The sequence below is a fragment of the Thalassolituus sp. genome, from assembly GCF_034111725.1.
In the GTDB taxonomy this organism is placed as follows: domain Bacteria; phylum Pseudomonadota; class Gammaproteobacteria; order Pseudomonadales; family Oceanobacteraceae; genus Thalassolituus.
This window is the reverse complement of the sequence record NZ_JAWUWR010000037.1, coordinates 1-23300: the sequence shown is the minus strand read 5'-3', so window position 1 is coordinate 23300 and position 23300 is coordinate 1. Positions and strand designations below refer to the sequence as shown.

21 protein-coding genes are annotated in these 23300 nt (G+C 46.7%); 15 read left to right on the top strand and 6 right to left on the bottom strand.

Annotated elements, in window-relative coordinates; genetic code table 11:
* The first annotated feature begins 22 nt into the window (after positions 1 to 22).
* The 9 genes from UXZ23_RS05425 to UXZ23_RS05385 all read left to right on the top strand — a co-directional run bounded on the left by UXZ23_RS05425 (position 23) and on the right by UXZ23_RS05385 (position 10607).
* On the top strand, positions 23 to 1441 hold the full coding sequence (locus UXZ23_RS05425; protein WP_320819613.1) for an FAD-dependent oxidoreductase: 1419 nt from the start codon (positions 23 to 25) through the stop codon (positions 1439 to 1441).
* Positions 1442 to 1616: 175 nt separating this feature from the next.
* On the top strand, positions 1617 to 3494 hold the full coding sequence (locus UXZ23_RS05420; protein WP_320819612.1) for an Ig-like domain-containing protein: 1878 nt from the start codon (positions 1617 to 1619) through the stop codon (positions 3492 to 3494).
* Positions 3495 to 3590: 96 nt separating this feature from the next.
* Positions 3591 to 4655 carry a uroporphyrinogen decarboxylase gene (gene hemE, locus UXZ23_RS05415; RefSeq protein ID WP_320819611.1) on the top strand — a complete coding sequence of 355 codons (1065 nt, stop codon included), beginning with the start codon at positions 3591 to 3593 and terminating at the stop codon, positions 4653 to 4655.
* Between the two features lie 124 nt (positions 4656 to 4779).
* Positions 4780 to 7590 (top strand): monovalent cation/H+ antiporter subunit A, encoded by a 2811-nt coding sequence (locus tag UXZ23_RS05410; RefSeq protein WP_320819610.1) that lies wholly within the window; start codon positions 4780 to 4782, stop codon positions 7588 to 7590.
* Positions 7590 to 7967, top strand: coding sequence for a Na+/H+ antiporter subunit C (locus tag UXZ23_RS05405; RefSeq protein WP_320819609.1), 378 nt, complete (start codon positions 7590 to 7592; stop codon positions 7965 to 7967). Before UXZ23_RS05410 ends, UXZ23_RS05405 begins: the two co-directional genes overlap by 1 nt.
* Complete coding sequence (locus UXZ23_RS05400) at positions 7964 to 9472, top strand: monovalent cation/H+ antiporter subunit D (RefSeq protein WP_320819608.1); 1509 nt, start codon at positions 7964 to 7966, stop codon at positions 9470 to 9472. The genes UXZ23_RS05405 and UXZ23_RS05400 overlap by 4 nt, the downstream gene beginning before the upstream one ends.
* Before the next feature lies 1 nt (position 9473).
* Positions 9474 to 9959: a Na+/H+ antiporter subunit E gene (locus tag UXZ23_RS05395; protein WP_320819607.1), complete on the top strand. Its 486-nt coding sequence runs from the start codon at positions 9474 to 9476 to the stop codon at positions 9957 to 9959.
* Complete coding sequence (locus UXZ23_RS05390; RefSeq protein WP_320819606.1) at positions 9953 to 10222, top strand: K+/H+ antiporter subunit F; 270 nt, start codon at positions 9953 to 9955, stop codon at positions 10220 to 10222. Before UXZ23_RS05395 ends, UXZ23_RS05390 begins: the two co-directional genes overlap by 7 nt.
* 7 nt (positions 10223 to 10229) lie before the next feature.
* The gene (locus UXZ23_RS05385) at positions 10230 to 10607 is read left to right on the top strand and encodes a Na+/H+ antiporter subunit G (protein ID WP_320819605.1); all 378 of its coding nucleotides are present in this window, start codon (positions 10230 to 10232) and stop codon (positions 10605 to 10607) included.
* 9 nt (positions 10608 to 10616) lie between these two features.
* On the opposite strand, the gene radA is transcribed toward UXZ23_RS05385, so the two are convergent.
* Positions 10617 to 11987: a DNA repair protein RadA gene (gene radA / locus UXZ23_RS05380; RefSeq protein ID WP_320819604.1), complete on the bottom strand. Its 1371-nt coding sequence runs from the start codon at positions 11985 to 11987 to the stop codon at positions 10617 to 10619.
* Between the two features lie 145 nt (positions 11988 to 12132).
* Here radA and UXZ23_RS05375 point away from each other — a divergent pair, with 145 nt between their 5' ends.
* The gene (locus tag UXZ23_RS05375) at positions 12133 to 12801 is read left to right on the top strand and encodes a hypothetical protein (RefSeq protein WP_320819603.1); all 669 of its coding nucleotides are present in this window, start codon (positions 12133 to 12135) and stop codon (positions 12799 to 12801) included.
* A gap of 35 nt (positions 12802 to 12836) precedes the next feature.
* Here the strand turns inward: UXZ23_RS05375 and UXZ23_RS05370 are convergent, their stop codons facing one another.
* The 4 genes from UXZ23_RS05370 to pomA form a co-directional block, all read right to left on the bottom strand.
* Positions 12837 to 13565 (bottom strand): 16S rRNA (uracil(1498)-N(3))-methyltransferase, encoded by a 729-nt coding sequence (locus tag UXZ23_RS05370; protein ID WP_320819602.1) that lies wholly within the window; start codon positions 13563 to 13565, stop codon positions 12837 to 12839.
* Positions 13566 to 13647: 82 nt separating this feature from the next.
* The gene (locus UXZ23_RS05365) at positions 13648 to 14217 is read right to left on the bottom strand and encodes a PilZ domain-containing protein (protein WP_320819601.1); all 570 of its coding nucleotides are present in this window, start codon (positions 14215 to 14217) and stop codon (positions 13648 to 13650) included.
* A 61-nt stretch (positions 14218 to 14278) separates the two neighbouring features.
* The gene (locus UXZ23_RS05360; protein ID WP_320819600.1) at positions 14279 to 15265 is read right to left on the bottom strand and encodes a flagellar motor protein MotB; all 987 of its coding nucleotides are present in this window, start codon (positions 15263 to 15265) and stop codon (positions 14279 to 14281) included.
* Positions 15266 to 15270: 5 nt separating this feature from the next.
* Positions 15271 to 16029, bottom strand: a complete 759-nt coding sequence (gene pomA / locus UXZ23_RS05355) for a flagellar motor protein PomA (protein WP_320819599.1) — start codon at positions 16027 to 16029, stop codon at positions 15271 to 15273.
* 176 nt (positions 16030 to 16205) lie between these two features.
* Between pomA and UXZ23_RS05350 the strand changes: the two genes are divergently transcribed.
* The 5 genes from UXZ23_RS05350 (at position 16206) to UXZ23_RS05330 (ending at position 22398) form a co-directional block, all read left to right on the top strand.
* Positions 16206 to 16451 (top strand): exodeoxyribonuclease VII small subunit, encoded by a 246-nt coding sequence (locus tag UXZ23_RS05350; RefSeq protein ID WP_320819598.1) that lies wholly within the window; start codon positions 16206 to 16208, stop codon positions 16449 to 16451.
* Positions 16448 to 17323: a (2E,6E)-farnesyl diphosphate synthase gene (gene ispA / locus UXZ23_RS05345; protein ID WP_320819597.1), complete on the top strand. Its 876-nt coding sequence runs from the start codon at positions 16448 to 16450 to the stop codon at positions 17321 to 17323. The genes UXZ23_RS05350 and ispA overlap by 4 nt, the downstream gene beginning before the upstream one ends.
* A 206-nt stretch (positions 17324 to 17529) precedes the next feature.
* Positions 17530 to 19413 (top strand): 1-deoxy-D-xylulose-5-phosphate synthase, encoded by a 1884-nt coding sequence (gene dxs, locus UXZ23_RS05340; RefSeq protein WP_320819596.1) that lies wholly within the window; start codon positions 17530 to 17532, stop codon positions 19411 to 19413.
* A 73-nt stretch (positions 19414 to 19486) separates the two neighbouring features.
* Positions 19487 to 21046: a sensor histidine kinase gene (locus tag UXZ23_RS05335; protein WP_320819595.1), complete on the top strand. Its 1560-nt coding sequence runs from the start codon at positions 19487 to 19489 to the stop codon at positions 21044 to 21046.
* Positions 21046 to 22398, top strand: coding sequence for an HD domain-containing phosphohydrolase (locus UXZ23_RS05330; protein WP_320819594.1), 1353 nt, complete (start codon positions 21046 to 21048; stop codon positions 22396 to 22398). Before UXZ23_RS05335 ends, UXZ23_RS05330 begins: the two co-directional genes overlap by 1 nt.
* A gap of 26 nt (positions 22399 to 22424) precedes the next feature.
* On the opposite strand, the gene ribA is transcribed toward UXZ23_RS05330, so the two are convergent.
* A complete protein-coding gene (ribA, locus tag UXZ23_RS05325; protein ID WP_320819593.1) occupies positions 22425 to 23039 on the bottom strand; it encodes a GTP cyclohydrolase II in 615 nt (204 codons plus the stop codon).
* Between the last annotated feature and the right edge of the window lie 261 nt (positions 23040 to 23300).

Genomic DNA, 23300 nt, shown 5'->3' with positions numbered 1-23300 from the left:
GGGCGAGAGAGAGAGGTTCGAGATGGAACAACGTCTGAACAATAGTTTCCAGTTTGTCGAGGTGGGTCGTCAAGACCCATCCAAAAAAGCGATCAGCGTTCGCAAGGCGCAGTTCGTAGAAATTTATGAACCCTTCAAACAAGATGCTGTGAAAGAGCAGGCTCATCGTTGTTTGGAGTGTGGAAACCCTTATTGCGAATGGAAATGCCCAGTACATAACTTCATTCCTAACTGGTTGAAGTTGGCAAGCGAAGGCAACATCATGGAGGCCGTGGAGTTGAGTCATGCGACCAACACCTTGCCTGAAGTATGTGGTCGAGTGTGCCCGCAAGATCGTTTATGTGAAGGCTCCTGTACTTTAAATGACGGTTTCGGGGCGGTGACAATTGGTAATGTTGAGAAATACATTACTGATACCGCTTTCGCTATGGGCTGGCGTCCAGATATGTCGAAAGTCGTACCAACTGGGAAACGCGTCGCCATTATTGGTGCCGGCCCAGCAGGTTTGGGTGCCGCTGACGTATTGGCACGTAACGGCGTAACGCCAGTTGTCTTCGATAAATATCCAGAAATCGGCGGTTTATTAACCTTCGGTATTCCTGAATTCAAACTTGAAAAGAGCGTGATGGTTAATCGTCGCGACGTGTTTGAAGGCATGGGTGTAGAGTTCCGTTTGAACACGGAAGTCGGAAAAGACATTGAGTTCCAAGCCATCGTTGACGAATTTGATGCTGTATTTTTAGGTATGGGTACCTATAACTACATGAAGGGTGGTTTCCCAGGTGAAGATCTACCGGGTGTTCATGATGCATTGGATTTCTTGATATCTAACGTCAATCGCAACTTAGGTTTCGAGAAAAACGAAGCAGATTTCGTTAGCGTTAAAGGTAAAAGAGTCGTAGTTCTTGGTGGCGGTGATACCGCGATGGACTGCAACCGTACTTCGATTCGTCAAGGCGCGAAGAACGTTACGTGTGCATACCGTCGTGATGAAGAAAACATGCCAGGCTCAAAGCGTGAAGTTACCAACGCCCGCGAAGAAGGTGTGAAATTCTTATTCAACCGTCAGCCAGTCGAAATTATCGGCAATGGCAAAGTGGAAGGCGTTAAAGTCGTTACCACTAAAATGGGTGAGCCTGACGAAAATGGTCGTCGTCGCCCAGAGGTTGTTGAAGGTTCGGAAGAAATTTTACCTGCTGATGTTGTATTGGTAGCGTTTGGTTTCCGCCCAAGCCCTGCGCCTTGGTTTAAGGATTTTGGCATTGAAGTGAATAGCTGGGAGGGTGTTGTTGCACCTGAAAAGCAAACCTTCAAGTTCCAGACCACCAACTCAAAAGTTTTTGCTGGTGGTGATATGGTACGTGGTTCTGATCTAGTGGTAACAGCCATTTGGGAAGGCCGTGAAGCCGCTGAAGGTATCCTCGATTTCTTGGATGTTTAATAAGCTCAGGAACTGCATTTATGGCGCAATCTGTTGTCATATTTTGCTAGAAAATAACGCGGCTTAGGCCGCGTTTTTTTTTGCTCTTTTTCTCAGTGGCCTGTGACCTTGTTCAAATGCTATGCTAGGCCGATATGCAATAATCGGGAGCAAACACTAGATGGAGCGATCGTACATGTTTAAGCCCACAGCCTTACTAACAATATTTTTAGCAGCCTTACTCGGCGCCTGTGGCGGAGATGGAAGCGGCTCTGTCGTTGGCGATTCTACTACCGACACTACTTCAGGTGAGGATACCTCGGTTGACTCTGGTACTGATACCGTCAGTACTGATACGACAGTGAGCAATCCCCAGATTGGTACCGGAACTGGATCTAGTTATTTAGATGGCCAACTGAATATATCCACTGCGACGTTATCGGCTGGTGGCAGTACACAGATCACAGCAACGATTGTTGACGCTGGTAATAACAATGCAAAAATTGTTACTGATGAATACTACGTTGTGTTTTCGTCAGATTGTGCGTCGCAGAGCCCAGCACTATCTGAGTTCAGTAAAACAGACGCTACCGTAACCAACGGCTCTGTTAGTGTTACTTACAATGCTAAAGGTTGTGTCGGTACCGATTTAGTGACGATTTCTATTTTTGCTTCATCTTCTGGCGTTGCTAGCTTAGATCAAGTTTTATCAATAGCGACCGGTACTGTTGATGTAGCGCAGGCAGAGATTGGAGCAATTACTTATGTTGGTACCGATGCTCCTGCGATTTCTATTAGTACTATCGGAGATGCAGTTTTACCTAAGCTAGCGACACTCACGTTTAAGGTGGTGGATAAGTCCAATAATCCAGTTGCTAATAAAGATGTTTCATTTGAGTTAACAAACACCACAGGTGGTGTTGATCTTGCGTTAGACGAGTCGGTAACCAATGAAAACGGTGAAGTAACGGCGGTATTAGTCTCTGGTACTACTCACGCAGTAACCTCAGTTCGAGCAACGACCTTGGCAACGGATGGCGTAACCGAAATTACTACGAGTTCTCAACCAATTTCCATTACAACTGGCTTGGCAGATCAGGATAGTTTTGATATTTCTTTCAGCGTATTTAACCCAGGGGCTTACGGAGTCAATAATGTTGAGGTTGACGTAACTGCAAATGTTGCAGATCAATTTAACAACCCGGTTGCAGATGGCACTATCGTCAGTTTCACAGCAGAAAGTGGTCAAATTCCAGGATACTGTGCGACAAGTGGTGGCACTTGTACCGTTAAGTGGAGTAGTGGTGGTGATAAACCTGGAGAGCAAAACTCTAGCTTGGAGAGAGTAAACGAGTTAGACCCTATTACGTCCAATAATATTAAAGGCATGACTACGATCACGGCTTACAGCCTTGGTGAAGCAAGCTTTACCGATGCCAACGGTAATGGCGTCTACGATATTGGTGAACCATTTGCAAGTTACCCCGAGGTATTTAGGGATGATAACTACAACGATACTGTTGACGTTGGTACTAGCAGTAATCCAGTTGAGTTTTTTGAAGATTTGAACGCAAACGGAGTTTATGATGCTGCCCCGTCTGTTTATCAAGGCGTTTTGTGCTCTGATGAAGCTAAAGCGGCCGGCCATTGCGCCTCTTTGATGAACGTTCGTGATTCGGGTCGTATTATGCAATCGATGCCTGATTCGGTTTCGCTTAAGGTTTATACTAAAATCGGTTCTGATTACACAGAAGTGCCAGATCCCAAAAATAACTTGTCGTTAGGTGCCAGTGGTACTTTCTATGTCGTATTTCAAGACGATAACGGTAATATTCCCGCAGTTGGTAGTACCTTCGCAACTTCCGCGGATGGCTATAAATTATACGGGAGAACTGGCAGTGTTAAGAAGCGCTCTGTAGGAGTTATCGACCCAGCAGATCCTGATATTTTGGGCAACGGCTTGCCTAGCTTTGGTGATGTTTTTGTTGTGTCCTATGAGGTGGACGGTACTCCGGTAGATATTACCGTAACAGCAGTAAGTGGTGACCAAACTGAGTCTATAACTTTTAAATAAACCTTTGTTATCGGTTTTTTAGCCATGCAAACCCGGCCACTGGCCGGGTTTTTTGTTATTATGCTCGGCATATTTTTGATGAGCGCCGAGTTTGCCATGTCTGAGCTAAAAAATGATCGTTTTCTTAAAGCCTTGTTGCGCGAGCCTGTAGATCGCACGCCTATCTGGATGATGCGTCAAGCCGGTCGCTACTTACCAGAATATAAGGCTACGCGTGCTCAGGCTGGCGATTTCATGTCTTTGTGTATGAATCCTGATTTGGCGTGTGAAGTAACGATCCAGCCGTTAGAGCGCTTCCCATTGGACGCTGCGATTCTGTTCTCAGACATTCTCACGATTCCCGATGCTATGGGTTTAGGTTTGTATTTTGAAACGGGTGAAGGCCCATGTTTTAAAAAAATCATTCGCACTGAAGCGGATGTGCAAAGTTTAAACGTTGTGAATACTGAATCCGATCTGAATTACGTTTTGAAAGCGGTTAAAACCATTCGTCGCGAATTGAATGGCCGAGTCCCTTTGATTGGTTTTTCCGGCAGTCCGTGGACGTTGGCAACTTATATGGTGGAAGGCGGATCGTCTAAAGACTTCCGTCACGTTAAAGCCATGATGTACGATACTCCGGAAGTTATGCATCAGCTGTTAGATGTATTAGCAAAGTCTGTTATTGATTATTTGAATGCTCAAATTAAAGCCGGTGCTCAAGCGGTACAGATTTTTGATACCTGGGGTGGCAGCCTGAGTGATGTCGCTTACCGCGAGTTTTCGTTAAAGTACATGCAGCAAATTGTTGCCGGTTTGATTCGTGAACACGATGGTCAAAAGATCCCGGTGATTTTGTTCACCAAAGGTGGTGGTCAGTGGCTAGAATTAATGGCGGATACCGGCGCTGATGCACTAGGCTTAGATTGGACAACGGATATTGGTTCTGCTCGCAGTCGTGTGGGTGATCGCGTGGCATTGCAGGGCAATATGGACCCTTCGGTTTTGTACGCTTCACCAGCGACGATTCGTACCGAAGTAAAGCGTATCCTTGATAGTTACGGACAGGGCAGTGGTCATGTCTTCAACCTAGGCCATGGTATTCATCAGTTTGTCGATCCTGACCATGCTAAGGCCTTTGTAGAGGCAGTAGTTGAGTTAAGTCCGGCTTACCACGGATAATCAAAAAGCCCTGTTCTGCAGGGTTTTTTTTTACCCTGATAGTTGTCATGGGTATTGAATACATTTTGCAGGTGTTAGCTGAAATAACGTAAGGTAAGTGACCAATTACGGAGAACGATACACGATGAATTTGCTATGGGTTCCATTATTGCCCTTGTTGGGAGCACTGGTGCCATTGTTAACCGGAAAGATGAGTCGCAATGTGTGTGCGTGGTCGACTGCTTTATTACCGGCTTTCGCGCTCATGATTGTTATCAGTCTTATTCCTGGTGTAATGGCTCAACAGTTGCCATCCGTGCACTATGAATGGGTTCCTGTTTTAGGATTATCAATATCCTTTTTTATGGACGGTTTAGGATTACTTTTTTGTTTGCTGATTTTAGGTATCGGTTTACTCGTCATTTTATACGCTCGCTACTATTTATCGCCAACGGACAATGTCGGTCGATTTTACTCCAGCCTTATTCTTTTTATGAGCGCCATGCTTGGCGTTGTGTTGTCCGCTAACTTAATTCAATTGTGGTTTTTTTGGGAGCTTACCAGTGTCAGTTCATTTTTATTGATCAGCTTTTGGTCTGATAAAAGTGACGCTCGCAAAGGTGCGCGCATGGCGTTGACCGTTACCGGTGCTGGTGGATTGGCGCTACTTGCTGGTTTGTTATTGATTGGTCAAGTAGTTGGCACCTATGATTTACAAGCGGTGTTGGCAAGTGGAGATACGCTGCGTGACAGTGCACTCTATCCGGCGATTGTCATACTCGTTTTGCTTGGTGCGTTTACCAAATCGGCGCAGTTCCCGTTTCATTTTTGGTTGCCGCACGCTATGTCGGCCCCGACCCCAGTTTCGGCGTACTTGCATTCGGCTACTATGGTGAAAGCCGGTGTTTTCTTACTGGCGCGTTTTTATCCTGTACTTTCACATACCGAACTTTGGTTTGGAATTGTGAGTATGGTGGGCTTGGCGACTTTATTGGTTGGCGCATATTCGGCGCTTTTCAAACATGATTTAAAAGGGCTACTCGCCTATTCCACCATTAGTCATCTTGGCTTAATTACGCTGTTATTCGGTTTAGATACAGATCTTGCTGCAATAGCGGCTGTGTTTCACATTATTAACCACGCTGTTTTTAAAGCGTCGCTATTCATGGCTGCGGGTATTATTGATCACGAATCAGGCTCGCGCGATATGCGTAGGCTGAATGGCTTGTTCAAATATATGCCGTATACCGCGACGTTGGCTATGGTGGCGGCATCCTCTATGGCGGGGGTTCCTCTATTGAATGGTTTTTTATCCAAAGAAATGCTTTTCACCGAGGCATTGCATCAAGAAACATTAGGTTCAATGTCTTGGTTGATTCCAATCTTGGTCGTCATTGGTGGAGCGCTCGCTGTCGCTTACTCGTTGCGCTTTATTCATGACGTCTTCTTTAATGGGGAGCCCATTAATTTACCGAAGACGCCGCATGAACCACCGCGTTATATGCGGGTGCCGGTCGAAATTTTAGTGTTGCTATGTTTGCTCGTGGGAATTTTCCCACAGTTCATTGTTGGTGACCTGTTATTGTCTGTTGGCCATGCCTTAATGCCTAATGGTGTCCCATACTTTAGCTTGTCGATCTGGCATGGGTTCAATATTCCCTTGCTGATGAGCGTTATTGCCGTTGCTGGTGGTATGGCGTTGTATTATCAGCGTCGCCATTTGTTTGCTTTTCAAAGTCAGTTCGCCCAAGTGGATGCGAAACGCGTATTTGAAAACGCTATTCAATGGCTAGTCATTAAAGCGCAGTTGGTGCATTCATGGATCGACAATGGGTCGTTTCAGCGTTATGCCATGTGGTTGGTCGTTGCTGCTTTATTTGCAATGGGGGTTCCTTTGTTGAATATGCCAGAGGCTGCGGGAACCTTACCGCAAACTCAGGTCGACCCAGTGATAGTTATTGGTGCTGGTCTTATAATTATCGGTTCGATTGCGACTACGCTGGTAAGTCATCGTCGCTTATTGTCACTGGTGATGATATCTATTGTCGGTTTGGTCGTATCCATAGCATTTGCTTGGTTCTCCGCTCCCGACTTGGCGCTGACTCAGTTGTCGGTGGAAGTGGCCACGATTATTCTCTTTTTATTAGCGCTCTATTTTTTACCGCAGAAAATTGCCCATTTACATTTGTCACCCCCCCGAGTGGTACGGGATTTAGTGATCGCCACATTAGCTGGCGCATTTGTTGGAACTTTGTGTTACGCCATGTTGACTCATCCAATGACCTCTATCAGCGATTTCTTCGTCGCTAATAGCAAGACCGGTGGTGGCGGTACGAATATTGTTAACGTTATCTTGGTTGACTTCCGCGGTTTCGATACGTTCGGTGAAATTACCGTGTTAGGCATTGCTGCTTTGGGTATTTATAAACTGTTAGCAGGTATTCGTTTATTTGTACCCGCCACGGATAGTGATGGTCGCCCATGGGCGAGCGAGAAAAACCCACTAATGCTTGCCCAGATTTCACAAAGTTTATTGCCATTAGCTTTGCTGGTTTCGGCGTATATTTTCTTACGCGGACATAACCTACCGGGTGGTGGTTTTATCGCGGGATTAATTACAGCGATAGCGTTAATCCAACAATATATCGCCCATGGTGTCGGTTGGATGCGAGATCGTGGCGACTTGAATTTTCAGTGGTTTATCGGCACGGGACTCCTTATTGCCTGTTTGTCTGGTGTTGGAAGCTGGGTTTTTGAACGACCATTTTTAACATCTTGGTTTGATTATTTCTCACTTCCGGGGGTGGGTAAGTTCGAACTGGCCAGTGCTATGGTGTTTGATTTAGGAGTGTACTTAACCGTGATCGGCGCGACGCTATCAATACTAGCTAACTTGGGTAAGTTGACGACAAGCGATAGACCGGTAAGAAGTCCGGTAAAAGGAGGGCGTTTGTAATGGAGCTTATTTATGCCATTGCGGTTGGTGTTATGGTGACTTGCTCTGTTTTTCTGCTATTGCGAGGGCACACGTTTACCATTGTATTAGGTCTAACCTTATTGTCATACGCGGTAAATTTATTCTTGTTTGCCAGTGGTGGCCTCAGATTAAACAGCGCCGCTATTTTAAATGACGGCGGTACATACGCCGACCCCTTACCCCAAGCTTTGGTACTCACGGCCATCGTAATTGGCTTTGCAATGACCGCTTTTGCGCTGATTTTAGCGATACGAGCTCGTGCCGACCTAGGTAACGATCAGGTCGACGGTAAGGCAATACCTGGAGATGTGTTAGGCGATAAGACCGTGTCGGCAGACAAAAGGGCTAACTCATGATGCATCTACCTATATTGCCGATACTGTTGCCATTTATTGGCGCTGTTGTGCTGATGTTTCCATTTTTTAATGAACGTACTGTTGCCCAGCGCCAAATCGCACTGATTACCTTGCTTCTAACTCTAGTCGCGAGCGGCTGGCTGTTGCACGATAGTTTGTTGTTTGGTCCATTACCTTATGCATTAGGCGATTGGCGTCCACCGTTTGGCATATTGCTTCTCGCTGATCCATTAGCGGCGATGATGCTCGTACTCACTTCTGTCCTAGCGCTTGGTGTTTCCTTGTATGCGGCTGCAGGGGATGATCAAGCTGGCCGTTTTTTCCATCCATTGTTCTTATTTCAGTTACTGGGTATTAACGGTGCATTTTTAACTGCAGATGTATTTAATTTATTCGTATTTTTCGAAATATTATTGATCGCTTCCTATTCTCTGTTAATTCATGGTGGTGGTCGTCAGCGCACTCAAGCCGCCTTACATTATGTGCTCTACAACCTGATTGGCTCGGCCTTCTTTTTAATTGCATTAGCGATACTGTATCGGGTATTTGGAACTCTGAATTTACCGGATATGGCGGCCAAAGTCGGTAGTTTGCCGACGGATATATTGCCACTAGCGCGAGCGGGTGGGCTACTATTGCTGGTGGTTTTTGGTATTAAAGCTGCGTTACTGCCGATGCATTTTTGGTTGCCTAATACCTATGCCGCAACGTCCGTTCCCGTTGCTGCATTGTTCGCAATTATGACTAAGGTTGGCGTCTATAGTATGTGGCGTTTTCATACTGCGGTGTTTGGTGACGATGCTGGCGAGTTAAGTTTACTAGGTATGAACTGGCTGTGGCCGATGGCGATACTGACCGTTGTTGTTGGTTCGGTTGGTATTTTAGCGAGTAAGTCATTGCGTTGGCTTGCTGCGAATTTAATTGCGGTATCTGTTGGCACCTTGTTGCTTACCGTTGCTATGTCTGATGTAAAATCAACGGCTGCGGGTATTTATTATACCTTGCACAGTACCTTGCTCTCGGCAGCGTTATTTCTGCTGGCCGGATTAATTCAAACTCAGCGCGGTCAAGCGGGTGACCGTTTTGTGCGTGCTCGACCTATATTGCAACCTCGTTTACTCGGCATTCTTTTTGCGGTTATTGCGATGGCATTGGTGGGGTTGCCGCCGTTTTCCGGGTTTGTCGGCAAAGTGTTTATCATGCAAGCTGCTGCAGAAAACGGTTATATCTGGCGAGTTTGGCCAGCGATATTGATCTCGGGTTTAGTTACTTTGATTGCATTGTCGCGTGCTGGGACAACCTTGTTTTGGCGTACTCAAGGGCTACCTTCAGAAAATGACAATAAAGTCGCTCACCCCAGCCAGATTGTAGGTATTTCAATATTGGCATTGAGTGCACCACTGCTTGTTGTGTTCGCAGGGCCATTAACGGAATGGTCTATGTTGGCTTCCGAGTGGTTACATCAAGGTGTGCAGTTACGCGATATCAGTGTAGGGAATAAGTAATATGAAACGTCTATTGCCTATGCCTTGGCATAGCTTGTTACTCTTGATTGTTTGGCTATTACTCAATGGTTGGTCGTTTGGACATTTTATTTTGGGCAGTATTTTAGCAGTATTTATTCCACTGTTGACCCATCGCTATGTTAGTGGACACCCGCCAATTCGTCATCCATGGAAGGCAGTGCGTTACATCCAGCGTTTGCTCTGGGATATCGTCGTTGCTAACATCGATGTGGCGCAGCGGGTGCTAGCGCCCAATAGTACCCTCAAGCCGGGTTGGGTTGCTTATCCTTTACAGAGTACGGATCCATTTCAGATGACTCTATTGGCGAGCACTATTTCTTTAACGCCGGGTACTGTGAGCGTTGAATTTTCGGAAGATAGACGGTGGTTATATGTACATGCCCTACATTTAGAAAACGCCGATGATTTAGTCGATTTTATTAGGCGTCGATATGAGCAGCCACTGCAGGAGATTTTTGCATGTTAAAAATTGCCATTTTGATAGCGTCTGTTTTGGTATGTATTGCCTTGGTTTTATGTTTGTGGCGGTTATTTAAAGGTCCGGATATGACGGATCGTATTTTAGCTCTGGACACGCTGTATATTAATAGCATCGCCTTAATTATTTTATTAGGGCTGCATCATGGTTCTGCCATGTATTATGAAGGTGCTTTATTAATTGCCATGCTGGGCTTTGTTAGTACCGCGGCTTTATCCAAGTATTTATTACGTGGCGATATTATTGAATAGGTAGTAGATGAATATGGAAATGACTGGTGCCCTTTGGTTAGAAGCTCTCGTTGCACTGCTGATTCTTATTGGCGGTGTATTTATGTTGGTCGGGTCTGTAGCTCTGGTGAAGTTACCAGATTTTTTCACGCGTTTACATGGCCCTACTAAATCGACCACTTTAGGTATTGGTGCGACTTTATTAGCGTCGGTTATTTGGTTTAGTGCTATCGACGGCGAGTTGCGAGTGCACGAGTTGGTTATCAGTTTATTTTTATTTATTACCGCTCCGGTATCGGCTTACATGTTAGGTAAAGCCGCCTTGCATCGGCATCGGCCGACCATTGCTAGCACTCAAAACCCTAGCGTTCGCGAAAATGCAGAACGCCAGCGAGCCAATGATTAATCGAGTGGTTTAAAGCCGCTCGATTGCTTCTTGTAGTTTGTCTACAGCGATGACTTCCATTCCCGGGATAGGCGCTCTTGGGGCGTTTGCCTTCGGAACAATGGCACGAGTAAAACCATGTTTTGCGGCTTCTTTTATACGCTCCTGCCCTGATGGAACTGGCCGTATTTCTCCCGACAAACCTACCTCGCCAAAAACAATTAAACCTTGCTCTAGAGGTTGATTACGGAAGCTTGAGAGTGCTGCCAATAATAGTGCTAAGTCGGCGCCCGTTTCAGATACTTTTACCCCGCCCACGACATTGATATAAACATCCTGATCACCAAGATGAATGCCGCCATGACGGTGTAATACCGCGAGCAATAAATTCAAACGATTTTGATCAAGACCGACGGCGACCCGTTTGGGGTTACCAAAATGGCTGTCATCCACCAATGCCTGAATCTCAACCAAGAGCGGACGAGTGCCTTCCCAGATCACCATAACAACGCTACCTGCCGCAGGCTCGTCGCTGCGACTTAGGAAAATCGAACTAGGATTCTTAACTTCTTTTAATCCGGTATCCAACATGGCGAACACGCCAAGTTCATTGATGGCGCCGAAACGGTTTTTGATGGCACGTAGAACTCGGTAACGACTATCACCAGAACCTTCCAGCATAATTGAGCAGTCGATCATATGCTCTAGTACTTTTGGTCCAGCCAGTGTGCCGTCTTTAGTAACGTGACCTACCAGCAATAGAACGGTGCCTGTTTGCTTGGCAAAGCGGGTTAAATAAGCCGCGCTCTCGCGTACTTGCGACACGCTACCCGGCGCTGACTCTATGCCTTCGACATGCATAACTTGAATCGAATCGATCACAACAATTTTAGGCTTATGCTGCTGTAGTAATTGCGTTAATCGTTCGACATTTGTTTCGCTGAGAATTTGTAAATCATTAAGAGGCAAACCTAAACGCTGTGCGCGTATGGCAACTTGTTGCAAGCTTTCTTCACCGGTCACATACAACACCGGCATATGAGCCGCGAGATTGCATAAGGTTTGCAGTAGTAGCGTGGATTTCCCAGCGCCAGGATGGCCGCCAATCAAAATGGCTGATCCAGGTACTAGGCCACCACCGAGAACGCGATCAAATTCGGCCATGCCACTGGTGAAACGTGGCACTTCGTTTAAATTGATATCGGCCAGTCTCTGTACGCCTTGACTAGAAGTATCTCCGGCATAACCTTCGAAGCGCGCATCGCGCGTGGGTGCTTTGCTGCTAGAGACGACGAATTCTTGCAAAGTATTCCATTGGCCACAGTCGGTACATTGGCCTTGCCATTTGCTGTGATCTGATCCGCACTCAGTGCAGACGTATGCTGTTTTTTTCTTGGCCATGATCATTGCCTATTGGTTGTTGCCGCCATGATAACAGGCCAAGTTCCAGCGTGGTAACGTATGCGTAACGGACTCGAATTAAATTCACCATACAGCTCTTTAGCAGGCTGGTGTTATGATACGACCAATGTTTTTGGAGGTCGTTATGTCATTCGGTCAATTTATTGCTTTGGCGTCATTTGTGTTGTCTATGGGGACCATCGCAGTGACGTATTATGTAGGTGTCGCTCAAGGTACCGCTGAGTTTTGTAATCCATTTATTGATGGCTGTACGGATATTACGCATACCGGAATGAAGGGCGATGCCGGTTTTATTTTTCGTGGTGGAATGATCGCAGCTTGCGCGTTTTTTGTTGTTTGGTGGCAAGTAATGCGAACTTGGCTCGCACCTGTTTCTAATAGTGCTGCACTTAATACAATGCATTTTTTCGGTGTTCTGGCTGCGGTTGGCCTATTAGCGGGCACAGCGGTGCTGCTCCCAGAGAAAGCCGATACGAATTGGTTTGTACACGTGCGTGGCGCTAATCTATTTTTCCAAGGAATGTTGTTGGCGCTAACGATTAATTTCATCTTGATTATTCGTGCTTATCGTCGTGGATTTAGCGTGCCGTCATTCCGCTTAAAAGGTGTTGTGATGCTGATTCTTTGGGTTATGTTTATTAGCTTTGCGGGTGTTACTGTTGGTGTTGAGATCAGTAATGGCAAGCGTATTATTGAATGGTGGGCGACGTTGTTTATTGGTATTTACTTGTTGTCGTCTTATTGGGATTGGCAGCAGATGAGATTAGTCAGTGTTAATGCCAATAACGATTAAGTTATTGGCTGCATCTTTAAGGTAATATTTATCGGTTAACGAAAATCGCCCCAGACATACTGTAAAACACTAAGTGCGGTCAGGGCTGCGGTTTCTGTACGTAGAATTCGCGGCCCAAGTAGTAGACCATCAAATCCATTCTTTGCGCTGAAAGTTACTTCATCATCACTAAAACCGCCTTCCGGTCCGACGAGTAACGCAACACTATTCGGCATTTTGTCCGCCGTTAACGGTTGCTGGTTATGTGGATGTAGTAATAATTTTCTCTCGCAGTCGACTGCCGCTAACCACTGGTTAAGATTTACTGGTTCATGAATAGTGGGAATGCGATTGCGGCCACTTTGTTCGCAGGCAGAAATAGCAATCCGCTGCCAATGCTCCACTTTTTTGTCTAACCTTTCGCCTTTCAAGCGCACATCGCAGCGTTCACTCCATAGTGGAGTAATGTCGCTAACCCCTAATTCGGTTGCTTTTTGAATGGTGAAATCCATGCGATCACCTTTCGACACGACTTGTCCTAAGTGTAACGATAAGGGCATTCGAGCGTCGCTGCGCTCAATAGCCGAAACATGAAAATAGGCTGATTTTTTGCTGACTTGGCACAGGGTCGCATTGTATTCATGGCCGTCGCCATTAAAGACGCGAATCGGATCGCCCTCGGCCAAGCGCAGAACTCGTATTAGATGAATGGCAGCTTGATCATCAAGTGGGAATTTATGGGCAATGCTAAGAAGGTGCTCGGAATAAACACGGGGTCCTGGCATGGTCGAGACTCGTCAAAAGAGAAAGGCCGCATCATACCAGAAACTGACGCGGCCCCAAGACAACATAGTGTTATTGAGCTTGCTAAGCGTCGTTTTGGGCTTGGTTGCGTTCGCGCAGAGCGCGTGACTGCAACTGAAATAAATGATGAATTAGCAACTCCTGTTCGGCTTCTCGTAAGCCTTCAAAGTTTACCCGTACAAGGTAGGGAGCATCGATATTGTCAGATGCTTCTACACCAACAACCGTTCCTATTAGCGACACTGGTGCGTTGGATGGTTTTAGCTGCATTTGTACGCGTAAGTTTTCGTTTTCAGCCATTGGTTCTTTACTATGAAAAGCCATACCACAAGCGCTAAGATTTACTCTAGTACGTATTTCGGTTTGGCTAATTTCTTTGTCATTACCTCGATTACCCAATGGAGATGCAAGTAAGTTCACCTTGCGATTAAATAAATCCAACACTTTGGTTACTGCTGGATTTTGTGATTGCATTTGCGCCAATAATGAACTGATATCTCTCTCTAGTTCGGCCAGTTCGCTTTGCTGCTGAACGTGCTTAACTTTCCATTCATGAGCTTCTTCATGGGTAATGGTTTCGAAGTCTAAAATAACTTCGTCATCTAAGCGAAAATAGCGGCGTCTCTCTTCCACGATATCTCTCCTAAAGAGTGTCATTACTCTGATAAAAACGATGTCACGTCAGAGTTTTTTGTCAAAAAATTTCGTTTGGATCTAATTCAAAATCTTCCGGCTGAGCATTTACAGCATCTTTGATGTCGCGTTGATTAGTCGGTATTTCCGGTGTGTCATCATCATCATTTTCTTGTGTGCGTAGAATAATAATTTCTACTCGTCTGTTTCGGGCGCGAGACGCATCATCGGTGTTGGCAACTAACGGCTGTTTGTCCGCATGACCAACCACCTGAAAGCGACTTTCGTCCATTTCAGGAGCAATAAATAGCTCCTCAGCAAAAGCCGTTGCGCGTGCTGAGGATAGGGCCCAGTTAGAGCGGAAACGCCCTCCTTTTAATGGGATATCATCCGTGTGTCCCTCTACCGATATACGCCCAGGAATCGTTACCAGCACTTCCCGTATTTTATCGATTACGGGTAAGAAGCGATCCTCAATATAATCCGAGCCAGAACGGAAGGTGTCCTTCTGTTGAATTCGAATAATGATTTTTTTCCCGACTGTTTCAATTTCAACTTGCCCTTGTGCAATTTCCTCTTCTAATTTAGCGGCTATCTCCATCGCCTGAGCTTCACTTTTTTTCGTTTCTGCTTCGCTATCTGTGCTCGGCACGACCACTTCACGGGTCAGCATGCCTTGGTCGCCCTGACGAGATTCCTGTTGGGTGATCTCGTCTTGGCATAACACCTCAAGCGAACTCTTAGTGATATCGCTAGTTTTCTGCCGTACTTCGTTAATCGGCGTCGGCTCTGGAATGGATGGGCTAAAATGGCGCGCAATAATGCTCGTTCCTTTTGGCGGGTCACTAACGTTAACGAGTGTTTGCACGCCAAAGGCATCTCTGAGTTCACCAGCTAAGCGCTTGAATTTAAGCGCGTCCATTTCTGAGAATGAAAGCAAAAGTACGAAAAAGCACATCAGCAGTGACATGAGATCCGCAAATGTCATTACCCATGCTGGAATGCCAGCAGGGCACGGTGGACATTCTTGTTCTTCTTCAGCAGCCATAGTGATTAATCATCCGCCGTCGCGCGCTTGCCTTCTTGAATGTAGGCTTGCAGCATGGATTCAATAACCCGTGGATTTTGACCGCTTTGGATGGCTAAAAGGGCGTCAATAATCATGGATTTGAGCGTGTCTTCTTCAGCTTTACGCAGCGTTAATTTATCGGCAATGGGTAGCATCAACATGGTGGCCATCATGGCCCCGTATAGGGTTGTCAGCAGTGCTACAGCCATTGCCGGGCCAATGGATTTTGGATCATCCATGTTGGCTAGCATGGCTACTAGACCAATCAAAGTACCGATCATTCCCATCGCCGGACCCACGTCGCCCATAGCCTTAAAAATAGTGATGCCGGTGTCGTGACGCTCGCTGGCGAGTTTCATTTCTTTGCTGAGTAATGTGCGCACCACGTCGGGGTCGTGGCCATCCACGAGCAGCTGGATGCCTTTGCCTAAAAATTCGTCGCTAACTTCTTTCCCTTCCAGAGAAAGCAAACCGCCTTTACGCGCAAGTCCGGCCATCTCGACGATTTCACCGATCAACGCTTCTGGTTTTACTAATTTAAACGCAAATGCCTTGCCAGCTATTTTGAAGGCTCCTAGAAACTGACCGAGTTCGAATTTCATTAGTACGGCAAACATACTTCCGACAACCACGATAAGTATCGAAGGGACGTTAACGAACATGGATATATCGCCCCCTAGTATCATCGCCATAATAACGATACCAAAGGCCCCGAGGACGCCAACTAATGATGCGAGATCCACTGTTACTCCTTGCACATGCGATAAGATAAATGCATTTCTTTGTAACTGAGTGTAGACAATGAGGCGTTTTCTTCCTGTCTAAAGTGATAAAATTGTTTTCTGTTTCTCGCATCCTCTCTAGTTGACCATGGTCAGCCTTGGGTTTAGTGTGGCCGCAATTATGAAAGGCAATTGATATGACCGACGTAAAAGCCGAATTCGAATTTGAATCTGCACTAACAGAACTAGAGCAGCTAGTGAATCATATGGAGAGTGGTGAATTGAGTCTTGAAGACTCTCTTAAAGCCTTTGAGCAGGGTGTCAATCTCACACGCCAGTGCCAGCAATCGTTAGCGGCGGCAGAGCAGCGCGTACAATTGTTGATTGAGCAAAGTGGCCAGAGTGTGGGGCAACCTTTCGTGACAGGTGATGAACGGGGATGAAGCTAGACCAGATCCAAGAGCGATTAGCTGTCTGTTTTGAACAACAACTCACGAAGCTGAATAGCAGTGATCCGCGATTGGCGGATGCGATGCGCTATGGCGTCATGAATGGTGGTAAGCGCGTCCGTCCGTTCCTTGTTTACGCCACTGCAGAGGCGCTCGGTGGTTCACCAGAGCAAGCTGACGTAGCCGCGGTTGCTATTGAAATGATTCATAGTTATAGCCTTGTGCACGACGATTTACCCGCGATGGATAATGATGATTTGCGACGCGGCAAACCGACTTGTCACATCGCCTTTGATGAAGCTACCGCTATTTTGGCTGGCGATGCTTTGTTAACAGGAGCGTTCGAATTATTGGCCAATGCGCCATTGCAGTCTGATGCTCAGCGTTTGCAGTTGATTCGTATCTTGTCTCAAGCTGCTGGCGCAGCTGGCATGGTAGCGGGTCAGAGCATTGATCTTGGTCATGTGGGTAAACCCATGACCTTAGATGCTTTAGAGAGTATGCATCGACATAAAACAGGTGCCCTAATTCGTGCTGCAGTTTTAATGGGAGCGTCTTGCGTTAGCACCAGCTTATCCAAGGAGCACTGTGATGCCTTAGTGCGCTACGCCGAGGCGATCGGATTAGCCTTTCAGGTACAGGATGACATTTTAGATATTGAAAGCGACACTGTTACATTAGGAAAAACCCAAGGCGCCGACATTGCGCTCAATAAACCGACGTATCCTGCTTTGCTTGGACTGGAGGGGGCGCGTGCCAAAGCCGCAGAGCTGATTGCAGAGGCGCACAAAGCCCTCACCTGTCTTCCTGGTGATACTCAAATACTAGCCACCTTGGCCAATTACATTGTGGAGCGTAAGCACTAAGCTTATCGGCTATGTTTGAGCTATGGTTTAGTTTGTTGGCCATATTATGCTGAGAAAGGCGAATTTCAGTCGTAAGAGCCTGTTATTCGCGCTACTCATTGGCGGCAACAGTCGTTAGAATGGCAGCCTTTTCATCGGTGGCATTTGTAAGTCATTCTAAGACCTAGCCAAAAGCCCCCCAATACCCGGATGTCGCAGCTGTTTTGATGTTTACCGAGATTCCCAGTACCCGTCCCGTAACGCCTCTGTTGGATCAAATTGATTCTCCTGCAGATTTGCGTGCATTGGATGCCTCTCTGTTACCTCAGGTTTGCCTCGAGTTGCGTGAGTTCCTGTTGTATAGCGTTGGCCAATCCGGCGGGCATTTTGCTGCAGGCCTAGGGGTGGTCGAGCTTACCGTTGCATTGCATCATGTTTTTGATACGCCTTCGGATAAATTGGTTTGGGATGTAGGTCACCAAGCCTATCCGCATAAAATATTGACCGGGCGTCGCGAACAGATGCCAACGATTCGCACCGCTGAAGGTCCTGCTGCATTCCCGCTGCGTTCAGAAAGCCCCTACGATACTTTCGGTGTCGGTCACTCAAGCACATCCATTAGTGCAGCGCTGGGAATGGCCCTAGCGTTTAGAGCGCAAAAGCAACAACGTGAAGCGGTTGCTATTATTGGTGACGGTGCTATTACTGCGGGCATGGCTTTTGAGGCTTTGAATCATGCAGGTCATGAGAAAGCCGATATGCTGGTTATCTTGAACGACAATGATATGTCGATTTCAAATAACGTTGGTGCTTTGAATAAATACTTTACCCGTATTTGGTCCAGTCGTACGTATTCAGCTATGCGCAGTAGCAGTAAAAAAGTGTTGGAAAAGATTCCAGCGGCTTGGGAATTTGCCCGTAAAACCGAAGAGCACATGAAGGGCATGGTTGCCCCCGGCACTCTGTTTGAAGAGTTAGGATTTAATTATTACGGCCCGATTGATGGGCACGATCTTAATGAGCTGATTAATACGCTCGAAAATCTGAAAAAACTATCAGGACCGCGTTTTTTACACATAGTGACGCGTAAAGGCCGAGGGTTTGAGCCCGCGGAAAAAGATCCGATTAAATATCACGCCTTGAAGCCCATCGCGGCCAAGCCTCCTGAAGTTAAACAACCGACGTACTCGAATATATTCGGTGAATGGTTGTGTGATATGGCTGCGGCCGATGAACGTTTGATGGCGATCACTCCAGCTATGTGTGAAGGCTCGGACATGGTGCGTTTCTCGCACGAATATCCTGATCGTTATTTTGATGTCGCTATTGCTGAGCAACACGCAGTTACGCTCGCCGCAGGGTTGGCCTGCGAGGGCAGCAAGCCTGTGGTGGCTATTTATTCCACCTTCTTACAACGCGGTTATGATCAGCTAATTCATGACGTGGCGTTGCAAAATCTCGATGTACTGTTTGCGATTGATCGGGCTGGATTGGTAGGTGAAGACGGTCCAACGCATCATGGCGCATACGACCTTAGTTATATGCGTTGTATTCCTAATATTGTCATTATGACACCGTCAGATGAAGCCGAGTGTCGTAATATGCTTTACACCGGTTACCAGCATATCGGCCCTGCGGCAGTGCGTTATCCACGAGGATCGGGTGCCGGCATTGTAACTCGAGCCAATATGGAATTACTCGAACTTGGTAAGGGTATTGTGCGTCGTACTTGCGGTGCCGACAGCGGCTCGCGAGTGGCTTTATTGGCCTTTGGCGCACCGCTATTAGAAGCAATGAAAGTGGCTGAGATCTTAGACGCGACTGTGGTTGATATGCGTTTTGTTAAGCCCTTAGATGAAGCACTCGTTAGAGAAATGGCGAAAAGCCATGAACTTATCGTCACTTTAGAAGAAAATGCCATTATGGGCGGTGCGGGCAGCGCCGTATTAGAGTGTATTAGTGCGTCTAATATCTTATGTCATGCCCTGACATTGGGTATTCCAGATCATTACATTGAGCACGATACGCCTTCTCGGCAGTGGCGTGATTGTGGTTTGGATCAAGCTGGAATTCTTAAAGCTGTGCGTCAGCGTCTCGTAAGTCAGGCATAACCCCCGCTAGACTCCCTGCACATTCTGGAAACCCTGCTTTACTTAAAAGCAGGTCAATCCGTTGGAGGAGCAGGTGCCACAACGACAACTTCTCGTGATTATTATTTTGTCTATGGGCGTGAGTGCCTGTGTCTACCTAACGGGTAGTTACATGGAGCAGACACGGGCTCAGGGCGTTGCTCGACAAGTGCTTGAGCGAGTATATATTCGCGCTTTGCGGGAATATTACGGCATGTTAAATGATGTTCATGCCACCCTGTATCCAAGCTTGAGCGATACTGCTAGTAACTTACAGCCGCTTGCTGGAGGTCGATCCTCACTCGGACCTTACATCGTTACCGCTCCGCAGGCTAAGACGCTTAGGCAGCATTCAGATTGGCAAGTCAAACTCAATTTGGCAGAGCTTGATGGTGAAATTCTGCCACCAAAAGTTGAAACTGCCAGCACTAATCTGCTATTCGATATTACTGATGAAGATATGCGTATGGGCGTACGTATATCGGTGGATGCATGGATAACAGGCTTACTTGCTGACATGGGGTTTCACGATGTTCAGTATCGCATTAGCAAGTCAATTGAGGGGACTATTCCCCGGCCTACAATGGAAGTCTTTAACGACTTTTTATTTCCCGAGTTAGCGATCAGTTTTGAAGCTACTAATATTCGTCAGTCGTTTTATAACCCCTTTGTTCCTTTATTATTAGCACTCATAAGCGGTTTGGTTATGGCGATGTTATTGATGTTCGCCTATCGCCGTCAGCGTGCAGAGGAGGCGCTGGACATGAGCCTTCACCGAGAAGAGGGCCTAACGACGCAACTAGAGCGAGCTTCAGAGCATATGCAATCCGCTGATCGTTTAGCCAGTTTGGGCGAAATGGCGGCTGGCATTACGCATGAAATCTATAACCCCATAGCCTATATAGAAAGTAATTTAGATGGGTTACGGGAGGACCTAGCGGCCCTTACTGAATTTATTCAAATTATTGATCATGCTTCCGACCACCTAGATATTCACTCGTCGTTTTATCAAGAGCTGCTGGTGGCGTATCAACGCCTGCAAATTCAAGATACATGTATGTTGGCGCCGCAGCGATTACAGGACTGTATAGACGGTATTATTCGTGTTGATCAGATTGTTAGAGATATGAAAAAACTGAGTCGCCACAGCAGTTCTGAGAAACGTATTTGTGACGTGAATAGCGATTTGAATAGTGTCATCAACATCGCCCGTAGTCGCATTAATTCGAATACCACCTTAGATATCAACCTTATCGAATGTCCGCCGATTGTATGTAGTCCTTCTCAGATAGCCCAAGTGGTGATGAATTTACTCGTTAATGCCATTCAAGCGTTAGGTGATGACGGAGGGATTATTCGTTTGAGTGAGGAAATTGTCGATTACCAGCTCAAAATCAGCGTTAGTGATACCGGTTCCGGTATGACCCCTGAGTTGGCTAGTCGAATATTTGAGCCCTTCTTTACTACAAAACCAGATGACCAAGGCACCGGCATGGGGCTGGCTTTGTGCTACAAGCTAATACAAGAACATAACGGTGACATCGAGCTGACGACCGAAGTCGGCCATGGCAGCTGCTTCACTGTGGTGTTACCTATGAATCACGGGGATACATAATGCTTACTGAAACAACTCCGGACCAGGTCCATGAGAAGCAAGGGCGACTGTTATTGGTCGATGACGAGCCCGGTGTTCTGCAGGCGCTGAAGCGTCTCTTCTACCGCCAGTTCGATGTTGTGGTTGCCAATAGTGGTGACGAAGCCATAGAGCAATTGAATAACGGCTCCTTCGATATGATTATTTCTGACATGCGTATGCCGGGAATGAACGGGGCACAGTTACTCAAGACCTGCTTTGAAACTTGGCCGCAGATGATTCGTGTATTGCTGACGGGATATTCCGACTTGGATTCAGCGATTAAAGCCGTAAATGAAGGGAATATTTATCGTTATATTTCGAAGCCATGGGAAAACGATCAGCTTCGCACTATGGTGGTTGAAGCGCTAGAGTCGCGCGATTTAAAGGCAGCGAATGTGAGCTTAAGTGCGCATATCGTTGATCAGAATGAAGAACTTGCAAGGTTGAATCGAGAGTTGCAAGTGAAGTTCCAAGGGGCCACTAATGCGGTTGGTGAAGCTGAAGCTAAGTTGCAAGAGGCTTATCAAACCCTGCGCCAAGAGTTTGATGCCATGGTGCATATCTTGGTGGGCATCATGGAAGCACGCAATGGTGAAGAAAGTGGTAGTACGGAAAAAATCGCGCTTTTGACCAAAACGTTTGCCGTTACTGCCAAGTTGGATGAATCACGAGTTGACGACACATATTACGCGGCCTTGTTGAGAAACATTGGTAAGGTAGGTTTGGCTGATGCGGTACTCACTAAGGCAATTTCGCAAATGTCGAACGCCGAAAAAACTAAATATGGTCGTTTTACGATTAACGGCCAAACCTCACTTATGCTGCTTGAACCACTGCAAAATGCCGCTAACATCATTCGTTCGCATATGGAGTTGTATAACGGTAAAGGCTTTCCGGACCGCTTAGCGGGCGATGCTATTCCGAAAGAAGCGCGAATACTGAGAATTGTTGGCGACTTTGTTGAGTTGCAACGAGAGCACAACTTCTTGGGTGAAACGTTAACGGAAGAGGATGCTAAAACCTACTTAGTACGAATGGCTGGGCAGCGTTACGATCGCGAGCTGGTGGATGTTTTTGTTGAAGTGCTCGATAGCTTTGATGGTGGCGTCGTACCGAACATGGAACGTATTCCGATTACCGAGGCTAAAGTAGGCATGATATTAGCCGGCAACTTGGTCAGTCCGGGGGGGGCGGTACTGTTACCCTCCGGTACCGAATTGAACGAACGCCATGTTGCTAAGTTAGCGACGTTAAGCCGCCAGTTTGAAGGGCATCAGATTATGCTACATGTTCGTCGAGCACAAAAAAAAGACGCGAATTCCGCGTCTTGATGGTCAATAGTAAGCTCTATAATGATTTAAGTCGCTTCAGGGTCATCATCTTGATGGGTCATCATGTGGCCCAATTTGCTGGCCTTAGTATTTAAGTAGCTATCGTTATGAGGATTGCGTCCTACTTCTAGTGCCACGCGTTCGACTACGCGGGCTCCAGCTTCAGCCAAGGCTTTTACCTTTCGCGGATTGTTCGTCATCAGACGAATGCCTTTCACACCTAAGTGTTCAAGCATAGGGCGACACATGCTGTAGTCGCGCATATCGGCACCAAAGCCTAGTTGCTCGTTAGCTTCTACGGTATCAGCGCCTTGATCTTGTAAATGATAAGCGCGGATTTTGTTTAATAATCCAATTCCACGACCTTCTTGGCGTAAATATAAAACGACGCCTCGTCCCGCTTCTGCAACGGCGCGTAGGGCTTCTTCTAGCTGGTAGCCGCAATCGCAACGCATGCTGAACAATGCGTCTCCGGTCAGACACTCAGAGTGCGCGCGGGCCAAAACTGGCTTACCATCGGCAATGTCCCCCATACTTAAAGCGACGTGTTCCTTGCCTGTTTCTGTGTCCTCGAAGCCGTGCATGGTGAAAATACCAAACGGTGTCGGCAGTTTTGATGAGGCGATGAAATTGATACTCAAGGGGCCAACCCTCAGGGTAAAACAGGGCGCGTATTCTAGCAGCCTAGGCTCGGCATGACTAATATCTATGCAAAAATGGTTGGCTCGGATTTAACAATAGACTAATGCAGGAGTGGGATAGTGATCTGGATTTTGGCGTTGATCGTCATCCTCGGTGTTATTGTGGGCCCATCGTATTGGGTTAGTAGGGTTCTCAAACGTCACTCAGCAGAGCGTGAGGACTATCCTGGAACGGGCGGCGATATGGCAAAGCATTTGATC